A 23,383-nucleotide genomic window follows, 5' to 3' on the forward strand; every position below is an offset into this window, starting at 1 on the left:
ATCTGGCAACGGCGGCAACCGATGCAATTGTTCCCGGATAGTCCATCCGAGTGGGGCCGAGCACACCGACACCACCGAAAACGGTACCGGCTGCGCCGTAACCCGTCGAAATCACGGAGGTCCCGCGCATTTGTTCGACCTGGGTTTCTTCGCCGATCCGGACGGTGACCATGCCGGCATTCTGCGTCGACGCCAGCAGTTTGAGCACCACAACCTGCTCTTCGAGCGCTTCGAGAACTGCCCGCAGTGAGCCCGGGAATCCTGCCAGCCCCGAGAAGTCGGATGCGTTGCGCGTCAGGTTGGACGTCCCACCGAGCACCAGACGCTCTTCCGGGTGCTCGACCAATGTCTCAACCAGGATTGTCGCGGACCGGATGACCGCGTCGCGCAGATCGTCGGGAGACTCTTCGGCCAATTCGGACACCGCGATGGATGCCGCAGCCAGACGCTTACCTTCGAGTGCGTCACCGAGGAGCGTTCGCAGGCGGACGAGGTCCTCGTCGTCGAGTACGTCACCCAGCTCGACGATGCGCTGGTCGACGCGTCCGGAGTCGGTAATCAATACGAGGAGTAGACGTGCCGGTGTCAACGCTACAACTTCGAGGTGGCGGACCGACGACGCCGACAGCGTCGGGTACTGAACGACGGCAACCTGGCGGGTCAGTTGAGCAAGCAGACGCACACCGCGTCGGAGCACGTCGTCGAGGTCGACGCCGGATTCCAGAAATTCGAGAATGGCACGACGCTCGGGTCCCGACAGCGGCTTGACATCGGCGATGCGATCGACGAACTCGCGATACCCCTTGTCCGTCGGAACACGCCCGGAGCTGGTGTGAGGTTGTGCGATGTATCCCTCAGCTTCGAGAAATGCCATGTCATTGCGCACCGTAGCACTCGACACACCGAGGTTGTGTCGCTCGACCAAAGCTTTCGATCCGACCGGATCCTGCGTGGAGACGTAATCAGCGACGATAGCCCGCAGGACCTCGAATCGCCTGTCGTCGGTACTCGACATCGTTGCGACCTCCGTTCCCTGCGTTCTGTGTGCACTGTCCCAACTGGCAGTCTAATCGCCCGAGCGCCAGTCTCGGGTGTTGCCCTTACTCTGGAGTCATGATCTTCAAGGGCGTAATGGACGGCAAGCCGTATCCCGACCACGGGCTGTCTCTGCGCGACTGGGCCAAGTTTCCGCCGCGCCAGGTCCGACTCGACGAAATTGTGACAACAACCAAAGTCCTCGAACTGGACCGCCTCTTGTCCGAGGACTCAACCTTCTACGGCGATCTTTTTCCGCACGCAGTTCAGTGGAAGGGCACTCTCTATCTCGAGGACGGCCTGCATCGTGCCGTGCGTTCGGCACTGCGAAATCGTGTTGTCCTGCACGCCCGCGTTTTCGACTTCGATGCCATGCCCGGCGTCATCGAGAGTGCCCGCTAACCGATCCGCATCGACACGAGCAGCGCCGGATCCGCCTGGCCGGGCCAGGTACCGGTCAAGGCGAAGTCACCCGAAGTCCGCGTCAAATCGACCACTCGCACCACCGTCAACTCAACCGCACCGGCTGCGATCACGGTTGCCCCGACGACCGTCGAACATGTTGCGACGCCGATTTCCGGAACAACGGAACCCGCTGCACCGCTACCGAATACGTGAGTAGTGACCTCGCGGGCATCATCAGGGTTCGCAAACTCCAACGGCGCCTCGGAACCGCCGCTGATGATCGTCGTTGCAAGTGCACGGACATATACCGGGTCGCTGCACGCGTCGTACACCCACCGCTCCCCCAGAACGGAATGCTCCATGGTGCGGATCAGAAAAGCATCCGCACCGACGAGTGGAGCACCGCGATAGGTGAGCGGAACCTGTAGGACCGTGCCGTCCGTGGTGCGAAGTAGGTGGGTCTCGATACCGACCTCACCGGCCGGATCGTCGAAACGATAGGCACCGATCGGTTCGAGGCTCGAGGCATCAGTAGATCCCAGCCACGATTGCTCGGGAACCCAGGCCCTGAGCAACTCGATCTTCGACGGATTCAATTGCGCACTGTAGATAAGAGCCACAAGGAGTGACGTTACGCGCCGAACCCGACCGCCGTGCGAAGATGCGAGGCGGTGCAATGTGCGTGTCCGAGACATGAACCTTTGCCGGCGAGACTCGAGGTCGCGTGACATCATGGCGATAATCGCAAGGATGGAAGGAACCCCAGGTCGCGCCGACCGCTCACACCATTTCTCGCGATGGCTACACCGTGCTGCAGGACCCGTTTCCGACTCCACTCGCCGACGCATTGATCGCCGATGCTGCCAACTACGACTTCAAGCCCCCACATCCTCGGGTGGGCGGTGCGTTCGCGACGATTTCGCTCGGCTGCAACGGGAATGCGGCTCACCTGTCCAGCACTTGGCTAACCGAAGCGGTGCGCCGCGAGGGCGTGCAGGGGTTCGTCCCTCACGAAGCCAGCTATCAGCGATACCAGCCTGGCGGCCACGCACCTGCACGAATGACGACGAAACTTCTAGGCCAGCACCGTCACGTTTATGCCAGCACCGTCCGAATCACGGCGTCTGCCAGCAGACGCCCACGATCGGTCAGAACCAAATGATCGTTCTCAATCACAGCCAGACCGTCGACCACGACCTGATCAGCCGAAATCCTTTCGGACGCAACCAATTCCGACAACGGCAGGCCGGTACGCAACCGGGCCGTCAGCATTACCCGTTCCATATGGATGTCATCGGCGGTCAGTTCCTCACTGCCACCGACGGGCAGTTCACCCTTCGCGAGTTGCTCTGCATAGCGCGCGGGATGTTTGACGTTCCACCAACGAACCCCGCCGACGTGACTGTGCGCTCCGGGGCCCGCGCCCCACCAGTCGCCACCGTCCCAGTAACCGAGGTTGTGACGGCACCGGGTGTCGCCGGATTCGGCGGTTTCAGCCTTTGCCCAGTTGGAGACCTCATACCAGGACAGACCGGCCTCGGACAACCGCGAGTCAATCCGTTCGTACCGCGTCGCCAACACGTCGTCGTCGGGGGCAGGCAGTTCACCGCGCCGGACCTTGCGCGCCATGGCGGTTCCGTCCTCGACGATGAGCGAGTAGGCAGATACATGGTCGACGTCGGCGGAGAGAACTGCATCCAGGGACGCGTCGAGATCAATGTCCCGCTCCCCCGGCGTTCCGTAAATCAAGTCGAGATTCACATGCGAAAAGCCGGCTGCGCGAGCCTCTCTCGCGGCTGCAACCGCACGGCCCGGAGTATGGGTCCGATCAAGAATTTTGAGTACATGCTGCGCGGCGGACTGCATACCGAGCGAGATGCGGGTAAATCCACCGACACGGAGAGCATCGAAGAACGCGGGCGACGTCGACTCCGGATTCGATTCCGTCGTCACCTCGGCACCGGGAGCAAGTCCGAAACTGCTGCGCACTGCCGCCAACACTTCGGTGAGTCCGTCGCCGCCGAGCAACGACGGCGTACCGCCACCGACAAATACCGTCTCCGCTGCGGGAGCCCCCGTCATCTCGGCCGCGAGGTCGAGTTCACGTTTGAGCCCCTCCATCCAGGACTGCGGTGACGCGGAGGTTCCCAGCTCACCGGCTGTATAGGTGTTGAAGTCGCAGTAGCCGCACCGCGTCGCACAGAACGGAACGTGGATGTAGATCCCGAACGGCCGCTTTCCGACGCCCTCCAGCGACCGTGCGGGCAACGCGAACGGAGCCGCAGTCTGTTGAGCAGCAGTTGTACCGGTGACATTCACTCCACCAGTCTCCCAGCATTCGACGCGACGTCCTACTCCGCTTGTGCCGACGGCCTGAGCAGTGCATTTCCCCCAATTTTGGTGGAAATAGGTACCCGGGTCGGAATTATCGATTTGACGTGGCACAATGGTCAACATGACCGGACTCGGAGTACGACTTGTGGCGCGTCGCCACGTCGACTTCAAGCGTGTGTGCAGCTCTACATGTCTGCCCTCCTGTTGCTGTTGATCTTCACCTGATCAATCAGCCTTTCCCGCTCATCTTCATCTGCTTCACCAGTCGTCAGCATTAGCTGACTTTCTTCGTGAGCACATCTGCCGGCCCAGAGCCTTCCGAGAACGAGGACAGCCCCCTCGCTCGATACGGACCGGTGCACCCCGATCGGACACCAACACGGACTTACCGCCGTGCGTACCGGTTAACACCGCCCAGATCCAGGAGATCATCGATGACGTCGACGACCGACGCCGCTACAGCTGCTGACAACGCAGCTGCCGCACCAGCACGGCCTGCCCGTTCTCCTCGCCCGACGAAGACTCGCGCCGAAGGTCAGTGGGCTCTCGGATACCGCGAGCCCCTCAACGCCAACGAGCAGGCGAAGAAGGACGACAACCCGCTGAACGTGCGGGCGCGCATCGAGAACATCTATTCCAAGCAGGGGTTCGACAGCATCGACAAGAGCGACCTGCGTGGACGCTTCCGTTGGTGGGGCCTCTACACACAGCGCGAAGAGGGATACGACGCCACCTTCACCGGTGACGAGAACCTCGACCTCCTCGAGGCCAAGTACTTTATGATGCGAGTGCGTTGCGACGCAGGCGCTCTCAACGTCGAGCAGCTGCGTACCATCGCCGGCATCTCGCAGGAGTTCGGCCGCAACACCGCCGATCTGTCCGACCGCGAGAACGTCCAGTTCCACTGGATCGAGGTCGAGAACGTACCGGAGATCTGGAAGCGTCTCGAAGCGGTCGGCCTCAAGACCACCGAGGCGTGCGGCGACTGCCCCCGCGTCGTTCTCGGTTCTCCCTTGGCCGGCGAATCTCTCGACGAGGTACTCGATCCCACTCCCGCGATCGACGAGATCGTCCGCCGCTACATCGGCGATCCCCGCTACTCCAACCTGCCCCGCAAGTTCAAGACTGCAATCTCGGGTCAGCAGGACGTAGTTCACGAGATCAACGACGTCGCGTTCATTGGCGTGAACCACCCGGAACACGGTCCCGGACTTGATCTCTGGGTCGGCGGCGGCCTGTCCACCAACCCCATGCTCGCTCAGCGCGTCGGCGCCTGGATTCCGCTCGACGAGGTTCCAGACGTCTGGGAAGGTGTCGTCTCGATCTTCCGCGACTACGGATACCGCCGTCTGCGCGCCAAGGCCAGGCTCAAGTTCCTCATCAAGGACTGGGGAATCGAGAAGTTCCGCGAAGTCCTCGAGACCGAGTACCTCAAGCGGCCCCTCATCGACGGCCCGGCACCCGAGAAGCCGACGCGGCCCATCGACCACGTCGGTATCCAGAAGACCCAGAACGGTCTCAATGCAGTCGGTTTCGCGCCCATCGCCGGCCGCGTTTCGGGAACCATTCTCGCTCAGGTTGCCGACGCCGCCGAGAAGGCCGGCAGTGACCGGATCCGCTTCACGCCCTTTCAGAAGCTGATCATTCTCGACGTGGCCGAGGAAACTCTCGAGCCGCTGATCGCCGACCTCGACGCTCTGGGCCTGCCGGCTCGGCCGTCACACTGGCGCAAGAACCTGATGGCCTGCTCCGGTATCGAGTTCTGCAAGCTGTCATTCGCCGAAACACGTAAGCGCTCACAGGTTCTCGTGCCCGAACTCGAAGAGCGTCTGGCAGACATCAACGCCCAGCTCGACGTACCGATCACGATCAACATCAACGGTTGCCCCAACTCCTGCGCCCGCTCACAGGTCGCGGACATCGGATTCAAGGGCCAGTTGGTCGACGACGGCGAAGGCAATCAGGTCGAAGGCTTCCAGGTTCACCTGGGCGGCAGCCTCGGCTTCGACACCGCCTTCGGACGAAAGCTACGCCAGCACAAGGTCACGAGCGTCGAAATGGGTGACTACATCGATCGCGTCGTACGGCAGTTCGTGAAGAACCGCAACGAGGGCGAACGTTTCGCCGAATGGGCAGTGCGAGCAGACGAAGGAGATTTGCGATGACTGTAGACATCATTAAGGCCACCGCCGACGAACTGCGCGCGATCGCCGAGAAGGGTGCCGCCGACCTCGACGGCGCAACCGCTCAGGAATTGTTGCAGTGGACGGAAGACACCTTCGGAAGCAACTACATTGTTGCGTCGAACATGCAGGACGGGGTGCTCGTTCACCTTGCCGCACAGGTGCATCCGGGTGTCGACGTACTGTTCCTCGACACCGGCTACCACTTCCCCGAGACCATCGGAACGCGTGACGCTGTCGAGCAGGTGTACGGCGTCAACGTGATCAACGCCCGCGCACTGGCCAGCGTTGCCGAGCAGGATGTTGCAGAAGGCAAGGATCTGTTCGCCCGAGATCCCAACCGCTGCTGCGCACTGCGCAAGGTTGCCCCCCTCAAGCAGACCCTGGCAGGCTACGGAGCCTGGGTGACCGGCATCCGCCGCGTCGAAGCCCCCACTCGCGCCAACGCACCTCTGATCTCCTTCGACGAGGGCTTCGGACTCGTCAAGATCAATCCGATCGCTCCCTGGTCGGACGAAGAGATGCAGAGTTACATCGATACCCATTCCATCCTCGTCAATCCTCTTGTCGACGAGGGCTATCCGTCCATCGGCTGCGCACCTTGCACCAACAAGCCAGCACCCGGCAGCGATCCGCGTAGCGGTCGTTGGGCCGGAGCCTCCAAGACAGAATGCGGGTTGCACGCATCATGACCATTGAATTGACGACACCTTCGCGGCCTCAGCTCGACGGCACGCAGTTCGACACCCTCGACGCTCTCGAGTCCGAAGCCATACACATCTTCCGAGAGGTAGCCGGCGAGTTCGAACGCCCGGTCATCCTGTTCTCGGGCGGTAAAGACTCCACGGTGCTGCTGCATCTGGCGATCAAGGCATTCTGGCCGGCGCCCGTGCCGTTCACGCTGCTTCACGTCGATACCGGCCACAACCTGCAAGAAGTCCTCGATTTCCGCGATCACGTCGTGGCAAAGTACAACCTGCGTCTGCAGGTAGCCAGCGTCGAGGAGTACCTCGCCGACGGTCGCCTCACCGAGCGTCCCGACGGTATCCGCAACCCGCTGCAGACCGTGCCGTTGCTGGATTCCATCGCCGAGAACCGCTTCGACGCGATCTTCGGTGGCGCCCGGCGCGACGAGGAGCGTGCTCGCGCCAAGGAGCGGATCTTCTCCTTGCGCAACTCTTTCGGCCAGTGGGATCCGAAGAAGCAGCGCCCGGAACTGTGGAACCTGTACAACGGTCGCCACTCCCCCGGCGAGCAGGTTCGGGTGTTCCCGCTCAGCAACTTCACCGAGTTGGACATCTGGCGTTACATTGCCCGCGACAACATCGAACTGGCCAGCATCTACTACGCCCACCAGCGTCCGGTGTACCAGCGCGACGGCATGTGGATGACCCCCGGCGTGTGGGGCGGCCCGGCCGAAGGCGAAGAGCTGCAGACCCTTTCGGTGCGTTACCGCACTGTCGGCGACGGCTCGACCACCGGCGCAGTCCTTTCGGAAGCATCTGACAACGAGGCGATTCTCGCCGAGGTTGCCGCATCACGTTTGACCGAGCGCGGCGCGACCCGTGGCGACGACCGAGTTTCCGAAGCGGCCATGGAAGACCGCAAGCGAGAGGGCTACTTCTGATGAGCGACCTACAAGCGCGGAGCAACCATTCTGCTCAGCTTCTTCGACTGGCTACGGCCGGCAGCGTCGACGACGGAAAGTCCACTCTCGTGGGCCGTCTGTTGTACGACACGAAATCCGTTCTTGCCGACCAGATCGACGCCGTCACACGCGCCTCGGTTGACCGCGGCCTGGACACCCCGGACCTCTCGTTGCTGGTGGACGGTCTGCGCGCGGAGCGAGAGCAGGGCATCACCATCGACGTGGCGTACCGCTACTTCGCGACCCCGAATCGCACGTTCGTGCTGGCCGATACACCGGGACACGTGCAGTACACCCGCAACACCGTTTCGGGTGCGTCCACGGCGCAGTTGGTGATTCTGTTAGTGGATGCCCGCAAGGGCGTCATCTCCCAGACCCGCAGGCATGCAGCCGTTCTCGCATTGCTCGGCGTACCGAAGCTGGTTCTCGCCGTCAACAAGATCGACCTCGTTGAGAACCCGGAAGAGGTCTTCACGTCGATCTCCGCCGAGTTCAACGAGCTCACCAGCTCCTTGGGCTGGGCCAGCGAAGACGTCGTCGAGATCCCGGTGTCTGCTCTGCACGGCGACAACGTCGCGATTCGCTCGGACAAGACCCCGTACTACACCGGTCCCACGCTGATCGAGCATCTCGAGTCGATTCCCGTCGACGCCGAGCCGCATCGCGTCGGCCTCCGTTTCCCGGTGCAGTACGTGATCCGCCCCCGCACCGCAGAGTTCTTGGACTACCGCGGCTATGCAGGCCAGATCGCTGCCGGCAGCGTCGTCCCCGGCGACGAAGTGGTGATCCTGCCTTCGGGCACCCGCACCACGGTTGTCCGGATCGACACCGCCGACGGCGAACTGGATGTCGCTCACGCCGGACGCAGTGTCACGCTGATTCTGGCCGACGACGTCGACGTCTCACGCGGCGACACCATCGCGTCGCCGTCCGATGCACCGGAACCGATCGGCGAGTTCGACGCCACCGTCTGCTGGTTGGCCGAGAAGCCGCTGCGTCCCGGCGCACGCTTGCTGCTCAAGCACGGCACGCGCACGACGCAGGCCATCGTGGGTAGCCTGGTGGAGCGTTTCAACGAGCAGGATCTCACCACTGATCCCAGCCCGGAAACCCTCGAGCTCAACGAGATCGGCAAGATTTCGTTGCGCGTCGCCGAGCCGATCGTGGCCGACGACTACACCGTCAACCGCCACACCGGCAGCTTCCTGCTCATCGATCCGGCCGGCGGAAATACGCTCGCTGCCGGACTCGTGGGCGACGTCATCGCTGCAGTCGAACTGGGCGAGCGCGTCTAACTCCATGACGCCTTTGATCGCTGTCGCGCACGGCAGCCGTGATCCCCGCTCCGCTCGGGTGATCGCGGCTGCCGTCGCGGCTCTTCGCGAGCGCCAGCCCGATCTCGATGTCAGGCTGGCGTTTCTCGACCTCAATGCACCGTCGCTCGACCAAGTGCTGGACTGGGTTGCATCCGACGGGCACACCCAGGCCGTCGTAGTTCCGATGCTGTTGGGCAACGCCTTCCACGCCCGAGTTGATCTTCCCGGCCTCCTCGCGGCGGCTCGTCAGCGCCATCCACAGCTAGCCGTATTCCAAGCCGATGTTCTCGGTCGCGACGAACGTCTGGTATCTGCTGTACGTCATCGCATCATGGAAGCCGGTGCTCACCTCGACGATCCGTCGGTAGGCGTCGCCCTTGCTGCGGTCGGTTCTTCCGACGCGCTCGCCAATGCGGCCACCGCGAAAATCGCCGAACTTCTCGCTTCGGGAACACAGTGGTCGGGTGTGCAGATTTGTTTTGCGACGTCCACGCAACCCACCGTTGCGCAGGCAATGTCCGCAGTGCGTGAGAGCGGTGCCGAACGCATCGTCGTCGCCCCGTGGTTCCTCGCGCCCGGCCTTTTGACCGATCGACTCAGTGCGGCTGCCACCGCGGCATGCGACCGCGCCGTGTTCGCTGACACCATCGGTGCGCATCCGCTCTTGATCGAGACGATGATCGACCGGTACGAGCTGGTCATCGAGCGCCTGACCGATCGCCTGGTTCGCTCAGCCTGAGCACTTTTCACAGGCCGTTATCAGATTGTTACCGTACTGTTGGATCTGTCCAGCTGGCGAAAGCTCGTGCATCGCCTGCGACAGCACCGCGACAGGGAGCATCCAAATCACTCACAATTTTCGCCTCGGCGCAGCGGGGATCGCCTGGGTCCTGTCCATCCTCTATCTACTGGTCGAGGTCTTCACCGCCGTTGCCTGGAAAACTCCGTACAGCTTCGCGCGCGACTCCATCAGCTCGCTGGGCGTCACAACCTGCAGCGCAGATTCCTGCTCACCGCTCCACGACGTGATGAATGCAGCCTTCATGATTCTGGGCGCACTCACCATCCTCGGAGCAGCGTTGCTGCACAAGTACATTCCGGACGGTCGCGCCAAAAAATGGATTCTCGGACTCGCCCTCGTCGTCGCCTTGAGTACTGCAGCAACCGGCATGTTCCCCGCGAACGACGGAACCTTCGTCCACTGGACCGCAGTACTACCCGGCTTCGTCGCCCGTCACGCCGTTCTGGTCCTCATCGCAATTCAATTTTGGAACCACCGCCGATGGATCGCAGTCTGGTCCGGACTGTGCGCAGCCACCGGGATCGTCGGCGCCGTACTGCTACTCGCCCGAACACTCACCTTCGGACTGGGAGAGCGATTGACGCTGTATCCGCTACCGATGTGGATGGCCGTTACCGGCGTCGCCGCCCTGCTGGCCTTGATGCGTCGAACGGTCCTGAAGAACGTCGAATTCACACTTCCCGGTCACGGATTCATCACCGCACTACTGTCACTTCGGCCGCGAAGGTCACTCCAGTCAGTCCCCACCGACGTTCTAGCGGCGCGCGCAAAAACATCCGTGTAGCGAACCTGAGGTGACCAGGGGCACACTGGCAGTAGGCAACGCGAGGAGGCTCCCATGACCAGTGCACCTGTTCGACACGGAATCGTAGCCGGCATCGACGGCTCTGCCAGCGCAGTGAACGCCGCACGGTGGGCTGCGTCGGTGGCCAGGCGCTTCGACGAGCCACTGCGCCTCACGCACATCATGCCTGGGCACCCTGACCCAAGCGTCGGCACAGTCACCGACGAAGCGATGTTCGATCATCACCTCCGCGCCGACAGTGCCAAGCTACTCGACGAAGCAGAAGACGCAATCCGTGGCGACCACACCGACGTCACCATCGAACGCAACCTCGTAACGGGTTCACCGGCAACCGCACTCGTCGAGCTATCACGAACTGCCCGCATACTCGCGGTCGGCCAGGCCGGCACCACTGAGATGCAATCCGTATTCCTGGGCTCCGACACCATCAGAGTGGTGAACCGCGCCCACTGCCCGGTAGCAGTCTTCCGCGGCGCCAGTGACCATGCCGTCGCCGATAAGCGGCCAATCGTCGTCGGCGTCGACGGCAGCAAACTCAGTGAACTCGCCATCACCCATGCCTTCGAATTCGCCGCGTTTCTCGGGGCGCCCCTCGTCGCCGTTCACACGTGGAACGAGCATGCCTCGCTCGGCGGTTACTCGGAAGCGAGGCGCTTCACAGATTGGGGACCGTACGAGGAGCATGAGAACGCGCTGCTCGCCGAAAGCCTGGCCGGGATGTGTGACAAGTACCCGGAGGTCGAGGTCACCCGCAGCGTTCAACGAAGTGGGCCGATGAAGGCACTTCTCGAACACTCCGCCGAAGCCCAGTTGGTGGTGGTCGGCAGCCACGGGCGCAGTCCGTTCATGGCCTCGATCGTGGGCTCCACCAGCCAGAGTCTGATTCACCACGCCCAGTGCCCCGTGCTGGTCTGTCGGGAGGGCTGACCAGCCTGCCCTCTCCCACCTCACACAGCCGTCACACCGCCCCGACGATGCTCACCGTCAGTGGAGTTTCCAGCGGCGCTTCGGGCAGATTGGGCACCCGCGTCGCGCGGGCGTAGACCGTCTCCCCTGCTTCGAGACGCAAGGCTGCGCTGTCTCCCCGAGTAACCTGCGCCGAGAACAACTCCCCCGTCGCTTCGTTGCGCAGATCCACCCGAACCTCGAAGCCCAGGTATACGACGCGCTCGACAGTTGCGCGCGTTATACCGAGAGATTCGGCGGTGCCAGATTCCTGCGCCAGGGCCATGCTGGGATCGCGACCGAGGCGGATGTCGTGTGGACGCACCAATTGCCCGTTGAGCTTCGCGACAGATCCGAGGAATGACATCACAAAATCGTTGGCCGGACGGTCGTAGAGGTCGGCAGGTTCGCCGATCTGCTCGATCCGACCCTTGTTGAGTACCGCGATGCGGTCCGCGACGTCGAGCGCTTCTTCCTGGTCATGGGTGACCAGAACTGTCGTGACATGCACTTCGTCGTGCAAACGACGCAGCCAAGTGCGCAGGTCTGCACGTACTTTCGCGTCGAGAGCGCCGAAGGGCTCGTCGAGCAAGAGCACCTGCGGATCGACGGCCAATGCCCGGGCCAAGGCCATGCGTTGACGCTGACCGCCGGAAAGCTGTGCGGGATAACGATGCTGAAATCCGTCGAGACCGACGATCCCCAGTAGTTCGTTGACCTTCTTCTCGATCTCAGGCTTGGGACGCTTACGGATCTTGAGACCGAATGCCACATTGTCGCGGACGGTCATGTGTTTGAACGCCGCGTAGTGCTGGAATACGAAGCCGATGTCACGCTTCTGCGGGGAGATGCCGGTGACGTCCTTACCGGCGATCTCGATCTTTCCGGAATCGAGTTCTTCGAGTCCGGCGATTGATCGCAGAAGCGTCGACTTGCCCGAGCCACTGGGCCCCAACAGCGCAGTCAGCGAACCCGAAGGGATATTGATGGAGACGTCGTTGAGCGCCGCAAAATCACCGTAGTTCTTGCGGGCCCCGGTCACAGTGATCATGTGGTGCTCCTCTTGCGGTCCAGAAGCGTCATCAGCAACAGGACGATGATGGCGATGCCCATCAGCAATGTGGCTGCCGAGTACGCACCAAAGGTGTTGTGGTCGTCGATGTATCGCGAATGCACGAGCAACGTCAGCGTCTGGGATACCCCGGGGAAACCTGAGGACACCATGATGACGGCACCGAATTCGCCGAGGGAACGTGCGACGGTCAGCACGATTCCGTAGGTCAGGCCCCAGCGGATGGCGGGCAATGTAATTCGCCAGAATGTCTGCCAACCCGAGGCGCCGAGCGTCGCTGCTGCCTGTTCCTGTTCGTCGCCGATCTCGTGAAGGACGGGTTCGACCTCACGAACCACGAACGGCAACGTCACGAAGATTGTGGCGATCACCATTCCTGGTAACCCGAAAATGACTTTGAAGCCCAATGATTCGATGCCGCCGAACCAACCGTTGGCACCCCACAACAGGATCAGCGAAACGCCGACCACAACCGGGGACACCGCGAACGGTAGGTCGACCACCGACTGCAGCACATTGCGTCCGGGAAAACGACCGCGCACCAACGCAAGTGCGGTGACAACCCCGAACACCACGTTGACGGGCACGACGATCGCCACGATGAGTAGCGACAAGTTGAGTGCCGAAATGGCGGCCGGCGTCGTGATCGAATCGATGAACGGTCCGATGCCGTTCTCGAAGGTGCGCGTCAAGATCACACCTATCGGCACCACCAACAGTACAAACAAATACAGCAGTGCAACGGTTCGCAAACCGATGCGCGATTTGGTGGAGACATTCATCAGGAGCGTTCCTCACGTCGTTGCCCACGGGAAGCGAAGATACGCAACACGAACAGCGTTACGAATGCGATGAGCAGCAATACCACCGACACCGCGGCCGCATTGGTCGGCCGATCGATTTCGATCTGCTGCTGGATGTACTGCGAGGTCATCTGTGTCACGCGCGGAATGTTGCCGCCAATCAGCACCACCGATCCGTATTCACCGATAGCACGCGCAAAGGCAAGGCCCGCACCGGAAATGACGGCGGGTGCCAACGTCGGCAGCACAACCGACCGGAAGATAGTCCAGTTGGACGCACCCAAAGATGCTGCCGCCTCTTCTACTTCGCGATCGACCTCCATCAGCACCGGTTGCACCGATCGCACAACGAAAGGCAAGGTCACGAAGGCCAGCGCCACGATCAGGCCTGGCTGAGTGGCGTTGAGATGAATGTCGATCGGTGACTGCGGCCCGTAGAGCGACAGCAGCACGATCGACGCGACGATGGTCGGCAAGGCAAAAGGTAAGTCGATCATCGCGTTCACGATTCGCTTGCCCGGAAACTCATCCCGGACCATAACCCACGCGATGATCGTGCCCATCACGACATTGATCAACGCCACGATGACCGAGACGAACAGGGTCACGCGCAACGACGCCAGCGCCACCGGTGCGGTGACGGCGTCCCAGAACCCGGCGATACCGTCGTCGAAAGCAGTGACGGTCAACGCGGCGAGCGGAAGCAGAACGATCACGGAAAGCCACAGTGTGGCCACACCGATTCCGAGGGGGCCCACACTCCCCGTGACCCGCGCAAGTTTGCGTCGGCGAACCACGGGGGTGTGTTCGAGGGTGTCAGTCACAGCAGCCTTTACTTGGTTGCGTTGTCGTAGATCACAGCAATGGAACCGGTGTCCTTGGTGAAGAGGGAACCGTCAACCGTTTTCCACCCACCGAGGTCTGCGATGGTCCACAGCTTCGCAGGCGCAGGGAACTTATCGGTAAACTCCGCTGCTACTCCTGGGTCGACCGGACGGAAACCTGCTTCGGCCCACAGCTTTTGACCTTCGGTCGTGTACAGGTAGTCCTTGAACGCCGTTGCCTTGTCCAAGACCTTGCTGTTCGAGATCACGGCAACGGGATTCTCGATCTTGAATGTGGTCGGTGGCGTGACGTGCTCGACCGGATCGCCGTTGCCCTCGATGAAGAGTGCCTCGTTCTCGTAACTGATCAATACATCGCCGCTGCCCTGCAAGAATGCCTCGGATGCTTCGCGGCCTGACTTCGGCTGAATCTTGACATGGTCGTTGACGAGTGCCGTGATGTAGTCGAGGCCGGCCTGCGGGTTCTTTCCGCCGTCACTCTTGGCCGCGTACGGAGCGAGCAGATTCCATTTGGCGGAACCCGAACTGAACGGGTTCGGGGTGACTACTTCGAGTCCCGGTTGCAGGAGGTCGTCCCAGTCCTTGATGCCCTTCGGATTTCCGGGACGCGTCACGATCGTCACGACCGATCCGAACGGAATTCCGTTGTAGGCGTCTTGATTCCAGTTCTTGTCCACCAAGCCGGCATCGACGAGGCGGGTAATGTCAGGTTCGACGGAGAAGTTGACGAAGTCTGCTTCGGCGCCGTCCTTGACCTTGCGCGACTGGTCACCGGAAGCTCCGTAAGAAGGGTTGAAATTGACGTTCTTGCCCTCCTCCGTCTGCTTGAAAGCCTCAGTCAGCTTGTCGAATCCGGGCTTCGGGACTGCGTAGGCGAACAGGTTGATGGTGCCGCCGCTACCGTCGCTGGTAGCGCTGTCAGCACCCACTGTGTCGCTCGAGCCACCGCTGCACGCTGTGAGTACCACGGCCCCCATGGTCGCGATAGCAGTGAGAAGTGTGCGGGAACGGCGTTTCATTGCAGATACCTTCCTGAGAGAGATTTCGCAGCGACAGACGTCCACAGATGCGGGATCGAACCCACGTGGACGGAAGAAAATTGGAGAAATCCGACAGGGAGAGAACCCTTATCGGTGGCGCACGGCTACGTGCAGAAAAGTTCGAGCGGCGTGCAGCGCACAGCCGACGTAATCGAACCGAAGAAAATCAACAACAGGCGACGTCAGCGACGTCGAGCATGCCGACAGCGATCAACGCCAACTGATGGCGGATCTGAGGTGCTGCTGCTTCGGACACGTCGTGGACTCTAGCAGAGCGTCTACGTAAATCTCATACTCCCTGCCACTGACGTGGCAGGCGACGGAGATATATGTACCTCACTGCTACCCGTAACACCGTGCGATGCTGCGGGTTCGACTGTGTCCCACACCGACGCACGAGGCGCAGGAACAAACTTTCTCTGAGTCACCTCCACCGACGGTGTCTCGGCAGGAACACACTGGGACCCCGAGAGGTAGTCGGCCCACCGACGCGGCTTCACGGACCCCGACTGACATGTTCAGGTAAGCCGCTGCGTCACCGATTCGCATGATCGGGTAGTGGCAGGAGTATCAACGTCTACGTCAACAGTTGGGGCCCGCGCGGACTCTACTTGTCTTGTATCGACAAAACTATCGGGTGAAAAGCCACGCCACGATGCAGAGAAGGATAAGGGCGATCAGGGCAAGAGTGACCCGTGAGCGGGGCATCAGTTTTCCTCAACTTCTCTAAGAGTTTCTCGGGGGGTTCGTCGCAACCATCCGAAGACCGGCCAGGACAACACCGCTGACAATCCACGATCGAGACCGACAGCAATCAACCAACACAGCGGAACGACGACGGCAAGGACCAACACGACCTGTGGGATGAAGGGAAGACCCGCAATCCACAGCTCGAAGCCGTCCCACCAACCCGCAATCCGATCCACGCCATCACCCTAGCCTCCGGCTGCGCCCACACCGAATACGCAAAGAGTGGACGCGTCCGCGGTATGGCCGGATGATGTGAAAATGAGTGTTGACGACGAAGTCTTGGAGACCGTGCCTTCCGTCACGTCCGGCCATCACCGAAGTACCTTCCCACCGATCGACGACTACGCGTTTCTTTCCGACTGCGAGACGTCCTGTTTGATCGCCCGGAATGGTTCGGTGGAGTGGATGTGTTTGCCACGCCCCGACGCCCCCAGCGTCTTCGGAGCCATTCTCGATCGCAGTGCAGGGCATTTCCGAATCGGGCCCTACGGCCAGAACGTTCCCGCTGCGCGGCGCTATCTGCCCGGCGGCCTCATCCTCGAAACCACCTGGCAAACGGAAACCGGTTGGCTCATCGTGCGTGACGCACTGGTGCTCGGTCCGTGGCACAACGTCACCGAGCGCTCCAGCACCCGTCGCCGCACACCCACCGACTGGGATGCGGAACACATACTGCTGCGCACTGTGAAGTGCGTCAGCGGCACGGTGGAGTTGGAGATGAGCTGCGAACCGGCGTTCGACTATCACCGCTCCCCTGCGCAGTGGGAGTACACCGGCAAGGTCTACGAGGAAGCCACCGCGACGTGTAAGTCGACCAAGCCCGGCGATCACCCGACGCTGAAGATCACCACCGACTTGAGGCTGGGCATCGAGGGCCGCGAAGCGCGTGCGCGCACCCGTCTCGTCGAAGGCGACAACCGTTACGTGGCACTCACCTGGTCCGAGCTACCCGCCCCGCAGACTTTCGACGAGGCCACCGACAAGATGTGGCAGACCGCGAAGTCGTGGCGCGAATGGGTGACCATCGGCAAGTTCCCCGACCATCCGTGGCGGGCATTTCTTCAACGCAGTGCACTCACCCTCAAGGGCCTCACATACGCGCCCACCGGCGCACTACTTGCTGCAGCCACGACGTCACTCCCGGAAACACCAGGTGGAGAACGTAACTGGGACTACCGCTACGCATGGGTACGCGATTCCACCTTCGCCCTCTGGGGGCTCTACACCCTCGGGCTCGATCGCGAGGCCAACGACTTCTTCAACTTCATCTACGACGTTTCCAGTTCCGACAACGGCCAACCGCATCCACTCCAAGTGATGTACGGCATCGGCGGCGAACGGACCCTCGAAGAGTCCGAACTCAGCCACCTTTCCGGCTACGACGGCGCCCGTCCCGTCCGAATCGGCAACGGCGCCTTCAACCAACAGCAGCACGATATCTGGGGCACCATGCTCGACTCGGTGTACCTGCACATCCGTACTCGCGAACGTGTCCCCGAAGCCCTGTGGCCGCTCCTCAAGAAGCAAGTCGAAGAGGCCATCAAACATTGGCGTCAACCCGATCGCGGCATTTGGGAAGTGCGCGGCGAACCGCAACACTTCACCTCGTCCAAGATCATGTGCTGGGTCGCCCTCGACCGCGGCGCCAAGCTCGCAGAAATGCAGGGCGAGAAGAGCTTTGCGCAGCAGTGGACAAAAATTGCCGACGAGATCAAGGCCGATATTCTCGCGTACGGCGTCGACTCCCGCGGTGTGCTCACCCAGCGGTACGGTCACGATTCACTCGACGCATCACTGCTCCTGGCGCCGCTCCTGCGGTTCCTTCCGGCCGACGACCCGCGCATTCGTGCGACGGTCTTGGCCATCGCCGACGAACTCACCGAAGGCGGCCTCGTGCTTCGCTATCGCGTCGAGACCACCGACGACGGATTGAGCGGGGAAGAAGGAACATTCACCATCTGTTCTTTCTGGCTGGTGTCCGCCCTGGTCGAGATCGGCGAATTGGCTCGCGCAAAACACTTGTGCGAGCGGCTACTCGGATATGCCAGCCCGCTCAAGCTCTACGCCGAGGAAATCGACGCACACACCGGTCGACACCTCGGAAACTTCCCGCAAGCGTTCACACACCTGGCATTGATCAACGCAGTCGTGCACGTGATCCGCGCGGAGGAAGCCGCCGAGGCCGGCGCATTCCAGCCGGCGCACAGCGCGACCTAGGCAAAACGAGAGAGCAAGCGGTCCGCATCCGCGCCGATACGTCGGACGACGTCACCGGCCGGATGCGTGCCGTGCACGAGACCTACGGCTTCACCGGCATAGACGACGCCGTTGTTGGGGTCCGACGAGTCATACGCCCTCGCGAGGGTTTCCTCGTCGGCCGAGACGCCCTCCCACGTGGAAGTGAATTCGTTGGCGATGGCGCGACCACCCCAGCGCTGTGGCCACGGCTGGCTACGCGCCCGGTCGAACACGGAGGTGTAGACGGTATCTGCACTTCCGGCCTCGACGACCCGGGTGCGTGCGTAGTCCGGGCCGGTGGTTTCGGGACTGGCAAGCAGAGCGGTGCCGATCAGGGCGCCTTCGGCACCGGCAGCGATGACAGCTGCGAGCCCGCGGCCGGTGCCGATTCCGCCCGCGGCAAGAACCGGAAGCGTTGTCGATTCCAGTATTTCCTGCAGCAGCGGCAGCGTTCCGATGCGCCCGGTATGGCCGCCGGCCTCTGCGCCCTGCGCGATGACGGCGTCGACCCCGGCAGCCTCGACGACACGCAAGTCTTCGAGCGTATTGATCTGCGACACAACAGGAATACCCGCCGCGTGAACCCGCTCGACGTACGCAGCGGGGTCACCGAAAGACAAAGTGATCAGTGCGGGTTTCTCCGCGATGGCGGCGTCGAGCAAGATGGTGTCACCGTCGAGTGACCACGTCATGAGGCCGATACCGAAGCGGCCGCCGACGCGGGCTTTCGCGGCCTCGTCAGCTACCCATTGCGCGCTGTTGTAGCGGGCTGCACCGAGCAAGCCCAGCCCGCCGGCCGCTGACACAGCGCCGACCAACTCGCCGCCTGCGCGACCGCCCATGGGTGCCCCCAGAACGGGGATCTCGATTCCGAACTCTCGGGTCAACCACGTGGCGATCACAGGCGGTATTCCTACTTCTTGGGCTTGTCGGTAACCGATTCGGACGACAATGCTGCCACGAAGGCTTCCTGGGGAACTTCTACTCGCCCAATGGTCTTCATGCGCTTCTTGCCTTCCTTCTGCTTCTCGAGCAGCTTGCGCTTACGGCTGATATCGCCGCCGTAGCACTTGGCAAGAACGTCCTTGCGGATAGCGCGGATGGTCTCACGCGAGATGACCTTGGAGCCGATGGCCGCCTGGATCGGGACCTCGAAGTTCTGACGCGGAATCAGCTCACGCAGCTTCGCGGTCATTCGGCCACCGTAAGCAGCGGCGTTGGTGCGGTGCACGATCGACGAGAATGCGTCGACGGCTTCGCCCTGCAGGAGGATGTCCACCTTCACCAGGTCTGCAACCTGCTCGCCGGCCTCCTCGTAATCGAGGCTGGCGTAACCCTTGGTACGCGACTTCAATGCGTCGAAGAAGTCGAACATGATCTCGCCCATCGGCAATTCGTAACGAAGCTCGACACGCGTCTCCGACAGGTAGTCCATGCCGCCGAGCTCGCCGCGCCGGGACTGGCACAGCTCCATGATGGCGCCGATGTACTCACTCGGCGCGATGACGGTGCACTTGGCGATGGGCTCGTAGACGTCGCGAACCTTGCCTTCAGGCCAGTACGACGGGTTGGTGACAACCTGCATCGTTCCGTCTTCGAGCTGAACGCGGTAGACCACGTTAGGTGCGGTGGAAATCAGTTCGAGGCCGAACTCGCGCTCGAGTCGGTCGCGGGTGATTTCCATGTGCAGCAGTCCGAGGAAGCCGCAACGAAAACCGAAGCCCAGGGCCACGGACGTCTCGGGTTCGTAAGCCAGTGCAGCGTCATTGAGTCGCAGCTTGTCGAGAGCGTCGCGCAGGACGGGGTAATCCGAGCCGTCCATCGGGTAAAGACCCGAGTAGACCATCGGCTTGGGATCGCGGTAACCGACGAGCGGTTCCGTCGCACCGTTGCGAGCTGAGGTGACGGTGTCACCGACTCGGGACTGACGAACGTCCTTCACACCGGTGATGAGGTAGCCCACTTCGCCGACGCCTAGGCCGACGCTGGCCTTGGGTTCGGGCGAGATGATGCCGACTTCGAGAAGTTCGTGGGTGGTGCCGGTCGACATCATCGTGATCTTCTCGCGGGGACGGATCTTGCCGTCGACCACACGCACGTAGGTGACCACGCCGCGGTAGGCGTCGTAGACCGAGTCGAAGATCATCGCGCGGGCGGGACCGTCGGCATCGCCGACCGGTGCGGGGATCTGAACGATAACTTCGTCGAGCAGTTCCTTGACGCCCATGCCGGTCTTGCCCGAGACACGCAGTACGTCGCCGGGCTCGCAGCCCGTGATGTGCGCGATTTCCTCGGCGTAGCGATCCGGATCAGCAGCCGGAAGGTCGATCTTGTTGAGGACGGGAATGATCTTGAGATCCTTCTCCATCGCCAGGTACAGGTTGGCCAGCGTCTGCGCTTCGATGCCCTGAGCAGCGTCGACCAGCAGGATCGCGCCTTCACATGCCTCGAGAGCGCGGGAGACCTCGTACGTGAAATCGACGTGGCCGGGCGTATCGATGAGGTGGAGAACGAACTCTTCACCGTTGACAGTCCAGGGCAGACGAACGTTCTGCGCCTTGATGGTGATGCCGCGTTCACGCTCGATGTCCATGCGGTCCAGGTACTGCGCACGCATCGCCCGCTCTTCGACCACTCCAGTGAGCTGGAGCATGCGGTCTGCCAGCGTCGACTTGCCGTGGTCGATGTGCGCGATAATGCAGAAGTTCCGGATCTGCGCAGGATCCGTAAACGTCTTGTCGGCGAAGCTGCTGATGGGGGACCCCTTAGTCGGACCGGCACCGGCCCGGATCCGGACCACTGTCAACCTTCAGGATATCCAACTCTTGCGGCCGCCGTGCCACTGGTTCCCGCACCTACCTGATTATGCTCGGACGCTATGGCAAGCATGTGGAAGCAGATCGGTAGAACCCTCGGCAACTTCGCCAAGGACAAGGGGCCTGCGCTCCTCCGCCAACTCCAGTCGTCGAGCGGGCCTCAGGCCTCGTCCGGACGACCGGTGGCGGCTCGAACTGTCCCCACGGCACACCGCGCACGCAAGGTCGAATACTCCCCCGACCTGGACGGCAAAGCCGACCCGGGCGAAATCGTCTGGACCTGGGTCGCCTACGAGGAGGACCCCACACAAGGCAAGGACCGCCCCGTCCTGGTCGTCGGCCGTGACGGCGACACACTTCTGGGTTTGATGCTGTCCTCGCAGAGCAAACGGGACGGTGAGCGCGATTGGCTCGCAATCGGATCCGGCCCTTGGGACGGCGGAGGCCGCCCCAGCTGGATCCGGCTGGACCGTGTCCTCGACGTCCCCGAAAGTGGGATTCGCCGCGAAGGTGCGGTCATGGACCACAAGAAATTCGATGTCGTGGCGGCAAAACTTCGGGCCGACTTCAGCTGGAGCTGAAGCCGACCCGAGAGTTGAGAACAAAAATGATCAGCTGTTCAGGCGGTTGAACCGGCCGAACAGTGCACGATAGATCAGTGCGCCCAGTGCGCCGCCGAGGAGCGGGAACACGATGAACACCCATACCTGCGGCAAGGCACCGTTCTGGAAGGCCGCCACACCGAGACTACGAGCCGGGTTGACGGACGTGTTGTCGATCGGAATCGAGACCAAGTGGATCACTGCGAGTGTGAAACCGATGGACACGCCGGCCAGCGGCACATCCGAAATCTGATCCGTCGACGCCAGAACCACAAACACCAGAAGTGCGGTCAGCAGGATCTCGATAATCATGACGGCACCGATGCCGTAACCGTCGGAAACCACCTGGCCGCGGAGGTTCTTCTCGGCTGACGGACTGTGCGCGCCCCAACCGTTTGCGCCCAGCCCGTCAACTGCTCGGTTGTAGGCGGGAAGGCTGTTTGCGACTGTGAAGATGACAGCACCCGCAATCAGTCCGCCGACTACCTGGGCGACGATGTAGATGCAGGCATTGACTGCAGAAATCCGGCCGATGACAAACTGGCCGACCGTTACCGCAGGGTTGACGTGGCAACCGGAAATGGGTCCGATTGCGTACACCAGAAACATCAGAGTCAGACCGAATGCCAGCGCGACTCCGAGATTACCGACCTTGGCACCGGCGAACACTGCAGTACCAACGGCGCAGAACACGAGGACAAATGTCCCGACTGCTTCGGCCGCATACTTCTTCACATCCGAGATCGGTTCAATCTCAGTCAATTCCTGTGCAGTTGGAGACATATTTCCACCTAACTTCTCATGGATCGGTAGCAATGCTCGCTCGACTAGATTTTCCGGACTTTACGCAAGGTGCGTGAACTCCACAACAACTTCGAGATTCTTTTGAGCGGACAGCAGATAAAGGTGCCGACGACTGACGGATACTGCAAATAGTGCTGCTGCAGATGCACCGAGAGTTACTGTTCATTTTCAGCTAACTGATCAATGCAGGCACATCCACTACCAGCACCGCCCCTACCGGTTAACCAGCATGCGATGCGCCCACCATCATCCCCGGCCGGTGCATCTTGCTCCGAATGAACGTACACGCAATCATTCTCGTCGAGAATTCCGCAGGTTCGAAGCCTATTTAATCCTGATTATGTCTTGCCCAACGGACAACTTTCAGCCATTCCCGAACCATGCCGACGAAGTACATGCAACGGAACTTTGCGACACAAGAGACATTCCTCCGAAAATTTGTTACAGCTCAGTTAGCAACCGTCAATCCAGGTTCGACCACTAATCGCAATTCCGTGGCAATTACCGACAATGTCGAATCCGAGGCACATTTTGATTAGTGCTGGGATCCGCGTTGAATCGTTCCCTTATTGTGCTTGACAGACGCCACACCAGACCTGCGATTCCGACGACAGTCTTCGAGCAACATCCGCGCGGCCGTCCGACTGCTGTCGACTGATCACTCCGACGCGTGGATTCGCACCACGACGGAGGCTGTCAGATCTTCCGTTCACTGCCGACCCGGGTGGCTACGTGGAACTGCGGCAGGCACTGCTTCACGTGGGCGTTTGCGGCCGTGGGAGGAGTCGAGGCGTACAACGTGTAACCTTCTCGGCAGGCGCATCGTGCGGCGGTTTGGGATATTGGACCCTGGACTGGTAATCTTGCCAGTCGGTGCATCAGTGTGCCCACAGCTTTCTCGACCGTAACCAGCTAAAGACGACAAGGATTTTACGCGTGG

At 61.6% G+C, this 23,383-nt stretch carries 23 protein-coding genes; 11 read left to right on the forward strand and 12 right to left on the reverse strand.

Going from position 1 to position 23,383, the window contains the following annotated elements; all coding sequences use genetic code 11:
* On the reverse strand, positions 1-1,015 hold a 1,015-nt coding region (gene hrcA / locus QM600_RS23040; RefSeq protein ID WP_283263878.1), incomplete at its 3' end, for a heat-inducible transcriptional repressor HrcA.
* 98 nt (positions 1,016-1,113) lie between these two features.
* On the opposite strand from hrcA, the gene QM600_RS23045 reads away from it, so the two are divergent.
* Positions 1,114-1,437, forward strand: a complete 324-nt coding sequence (locus tag QM600_RS23045; protein ID WP_243619108.1) for a type II toxin-antitoxin system VapB family antitoxin — start codon at positions 1,114-1,116, stop codon at positions 1,435-1,437.
* On the opposite strand, the gene QM600_RS23050 is transcribed toward QM600_RS23045, so the two are convergent.
* On the reverse strand, positions 1,434-2,060 hold the full coding sequence (locus QM600_RS23050) for a CG0192-related protein (protein ID WP_283263879.1): 627 nt from the start codon (positions 2,058-2,060) through the stop codon (positions 1,434-1,436). The genes QM600_RS23045 and QM600_RS23050 overlap by 4 nt on opposite strands.
* Before the next feature lie 475 nt (positions 2,061-2,535).
* On the reverse strand, positions 2,536-3,759 hold the full coding sequence (gene hemW, locus QM600_RS23055) for a radical SAM family heme chaperone HemW (protein WP_283263881.1): 1,224 nt from the start codon (positions 3,757-3,759) through the stop codon (positions 2,536-2,538).
* A gap of 136 nt (positions 3,760-3,895) precedes the next feature.
* Between hemW and QM600_RS30010 the strand changes: the two genes are divergently transcribed.
* The 8 genes from QM600_RS30010 to QM600_RS23090 all read left to right on the forward strand — a co-directional run bounded on the left by QM600_RS30010 (position 3,896) and on the right by QM600_RS23090 (position 11,455).
* On the forward strand, positions 3,896-3,988 hold the full coding sequence (locus QM600_RS30010) for an Ms4527A family Cys-rich leader peptide (protein ID WP_369597461.1): 93 nt from the start codon (positions 3,896-3,898) through the stop codon (positions 3,986-3,988).
* A 220-nt stretch (positions 3,989-4,208) separates the two neighbouring features.
* Positions 4,209-5,939 carry a nitrite/sulfite reductase gene (locus QM600_RS23060; RefSeq protein ID WP_283263883.1) on the forward strand — a complete coding sequence of 577 codons (1,731 nt, stop codon included), beginning with the start codon at positions 4,209-4,211 and terminating at the stop codon, positions 5,937-5,939.
* Positions 5,936-6,649: a phosphoadenylyl-sulfate reductase gene (locus QM600_RS23065; RefSeq protein ID WP_283263884.1), complete on the forward strand. Its 714-nt coding sequence runs from the start codon at positions 5,936-5,938 to the stop codon at positions 6,647-6,649. Before QM600_RS23060 ends, QM600_RS23065 begins: the two co-directional genes overlap by 4 nt.
* Positions 6,646-7,584 carry a sulfate adenylyltransferase subunit CysD gene (cysD, locus tag QM600_RS23070; protein ID WP_283263886.1) on the forward strand — a complete coding sequence of 313 codons (939 nt, stop codon included), beginning with the start codon at positions 6,646-6,648 and terminating at the stop codon, positions 7,582-7,584. Before QM600_RS23065 ends, cysD begins: the two co-directional genes overlap by 4 nt.
* Positions 7,584-8,900 carry a sulfate adenylyltransferase subunit 1 gene (locus QM600_RS23075; RefSeq protein ID WP_283263887.1) on the forward strand — a complete coding sequence of 439 codons (1,317 nt, stop codon included), beginning with the start codon at positions 7,584-7,586 and terminating at the stop codon, positions 8,898-8,900. Before cysD ends, QM600_RS23075 begins: the two co-directional genes overlap by 1 nt.
* 4 nt (positions 8,901-8,904) lie before the next feature.
* Complete coding sequence (locus tag QM600_RS23080) at positions 8,905-9,660, forward strand: sirohydrochlorin chelatase (protein WP_283263889.1); 756 nt, start codon at positions 8,905-8,907, stop codon at positions 9,658-9,660.
* Between the two features lie 139 nt (positions 9,661-9,799).
* Positions 9,800-10,507: a DUF998 domain-containing protein gene (locus tag QM600_RS23085; protein ID WP_283263905.1), complete on the forward strand. Its 708-nt coding sequence runs from the start codon at positions 9,800-9,802 to the stop codon at positions 10,505-10,507.
* A gap of 54 nt (positions 10,508-10,561) precedes the next feature.
* A complete protein-coding gene (locus tag QM600_RS23090) occupies positions 10,562-11,455 on the forward strand; it encodes a universal stress protein (protein ID WP_283263890.1) in 894 nt (297 codons plus the stop codon).
* A 31-nt stretch (positions 11,456-11,486) separates the two neighbouring features.
* Here QM600_RS23090 and QM600_RS23095 read toward each other — a convergent pair whose 3' ends face one another.
* The 6 genes from QM600_RS23095 to QM600_RS23115 form a co-directional block, all read right to left on the reverse strand.
* Positions 11,487-12,524, reverse strand: coding sequence for a sulfate/molybdate ABC transporter ATP-binding protein (locus QM600_RS23095; RefSeq protein WP_283263891.1), 1,038 nt, complete (start codon positions 12,522-12,524; stop codon positions 11,487-11,489).
* Positions 12,521-13,327: a sulfate ABC transporter permease subunit CysW gene (cysW, locus tag QM600_RS23100; RefSeq protein ID WP_283263892.1), complete on the reverse strand. Its 807-nt coding sequence runs from the start codon at positions 13,325-13,327 to the stop codon at positions 12,521-12,523. Before cysW ends, QM600_RS23095 begins: the two co-directional genes overlap by 4 nt.
* A complete protein-coding gene (gene cysT / locus QM600_RS23105; protein WP_283263893.1) occupies positions 13,327-14,172 on the reverse strand; it encodes a sulfate ABC transporter permease subunit CysT in 846 nt (281 codons plus the stop codon). Before cysT ends, cysW begins: the two co-directional genes overlap by 1 nt.
* Positions 14,173-14,180: 8 nt before the next feature.
* Positions 14,181-15,212, reverse strand: coding sequence for a sulfate ABC transporter substrate-binding protein (locus tag QM600_RS23110; protein WP_283263895.1), 1,032 nt, complete (start codon positions 15,210-15,212; stop codon positions 14,181-14,183).
* A 187-nt stretch (positions 15,213-15,399) separates the two neighbouring features.
* The gene (locus tag QM600_RS29695) at positions 15,400-15,489 is read right to left on the reverse strand and encodes an Ms4533A family Cys-rich leader peptide (protein ID WP_309599224.1); all 90 of its coding nucleotides are present in this window, start codon (positions 15,487-15,489) and stop codon (positions 15,400-15,402) included.
* Positions 15,490-15,940: 451 nt separating this feature from the next.
* Complete coding sequence (locus QM600_RS23115) at positions 15,941-16,159, reverse strand: hypothetical protein (RefSeq protein WP_169634564.1); 219 nt, start codon at positions 16,157-16,159, stop codon at positions 15,941-15,943.
* An 82-nt stretch (positions 16,160-16,241) separates the two neighbouring features.
* On the opposite strand from QM600_RS23115, the gene QM600_RS23120 reads away from it, so the two are divergent.
* Complete coding sequence (locus tag QM600_RS23120) at positions 16,242-18,200, forward strand: glycoside hydrolase family 15 protein (protein WP_283263897.1); 1,959 nt, start codon at positions 16,242-16,244, stop codon at positions 18,198-18,200.
* On the opposite strand, the gene QM600_RS23125 is transcribed toward QM600_RS23120, so the two are convergent.
* Both QM600_RS23125 and lepA read right to left on the reverse strand, forming a co-directional pair.
* Complete coding sequence (locus QM600_RS23125; protein ID WP_283263898.1) at positions 18,197-19,123, reverse strand: NAD(P)H-dependent flavin oxidoreductase; 927 nt, start codon at positions 19,121-19,123, stop codon at positions 18,197-18,199. The two genes, QM600_RS23120 and QM600_RS23125, sit on opposite strands and share 4 nt — an antisense overlap.
* An 11-nt stretch (positions 19,124-19,134) precedes the next feature.
* Entirely contained in the window at positions 19,135-21,027 is a 1,893-nt protein-coding gene (gene lepA, locus QM600_RS23130; RefSeq protein WP_283263900.1) for a translation elongation factor 4, read from the reverse strand.
* A 72-nt stretch (positions 21,028-21,099) separates the two neighbouring features.
* Here lepA and QM600_RS23135 point away from each other — a divergent pair, with 72 nt between their 5' ends.
* The gene (locus QM600_RS23135) at positions 21,100-21,618 is read left to right on the forward strand and encodes a type II toxin-antitoxin system PemK/MazF family toxin (protein WP_283263902.1); all 519 of its coding nucleotides are present in this window, start codon (positions 21,100-21,102) and stop codon (positions 21,616-21,618) included.
* Between the two features lie 30 nt (positions 21,619-21,648).
* Here the strand turns inward: QM600_RS23135 and QM600_RS23140 are convergent, their stop codons facing one another.
* Positions 21,649-22,422 (reverse strand): aquaporin, encoded by a 774-nt coding sequence (locus QM600_RS23140; protein WP_283263904.1) that lies wholly within the window; start codon positions 22,420-22,422, stop codon positions 21,649-21,651.
* Positions 22,423-23,383: the final 961 nt, after the last annotated feature.

Source organism: Rhodococcus sp. IEGM 1379, assembly GCF_030056815.1.
Classification (GTDB): Bacteria; Actinomycetota; Actinomycetes; order Mycobacteriales; family Mycobacteriaceae; genus Rhodococcus_F.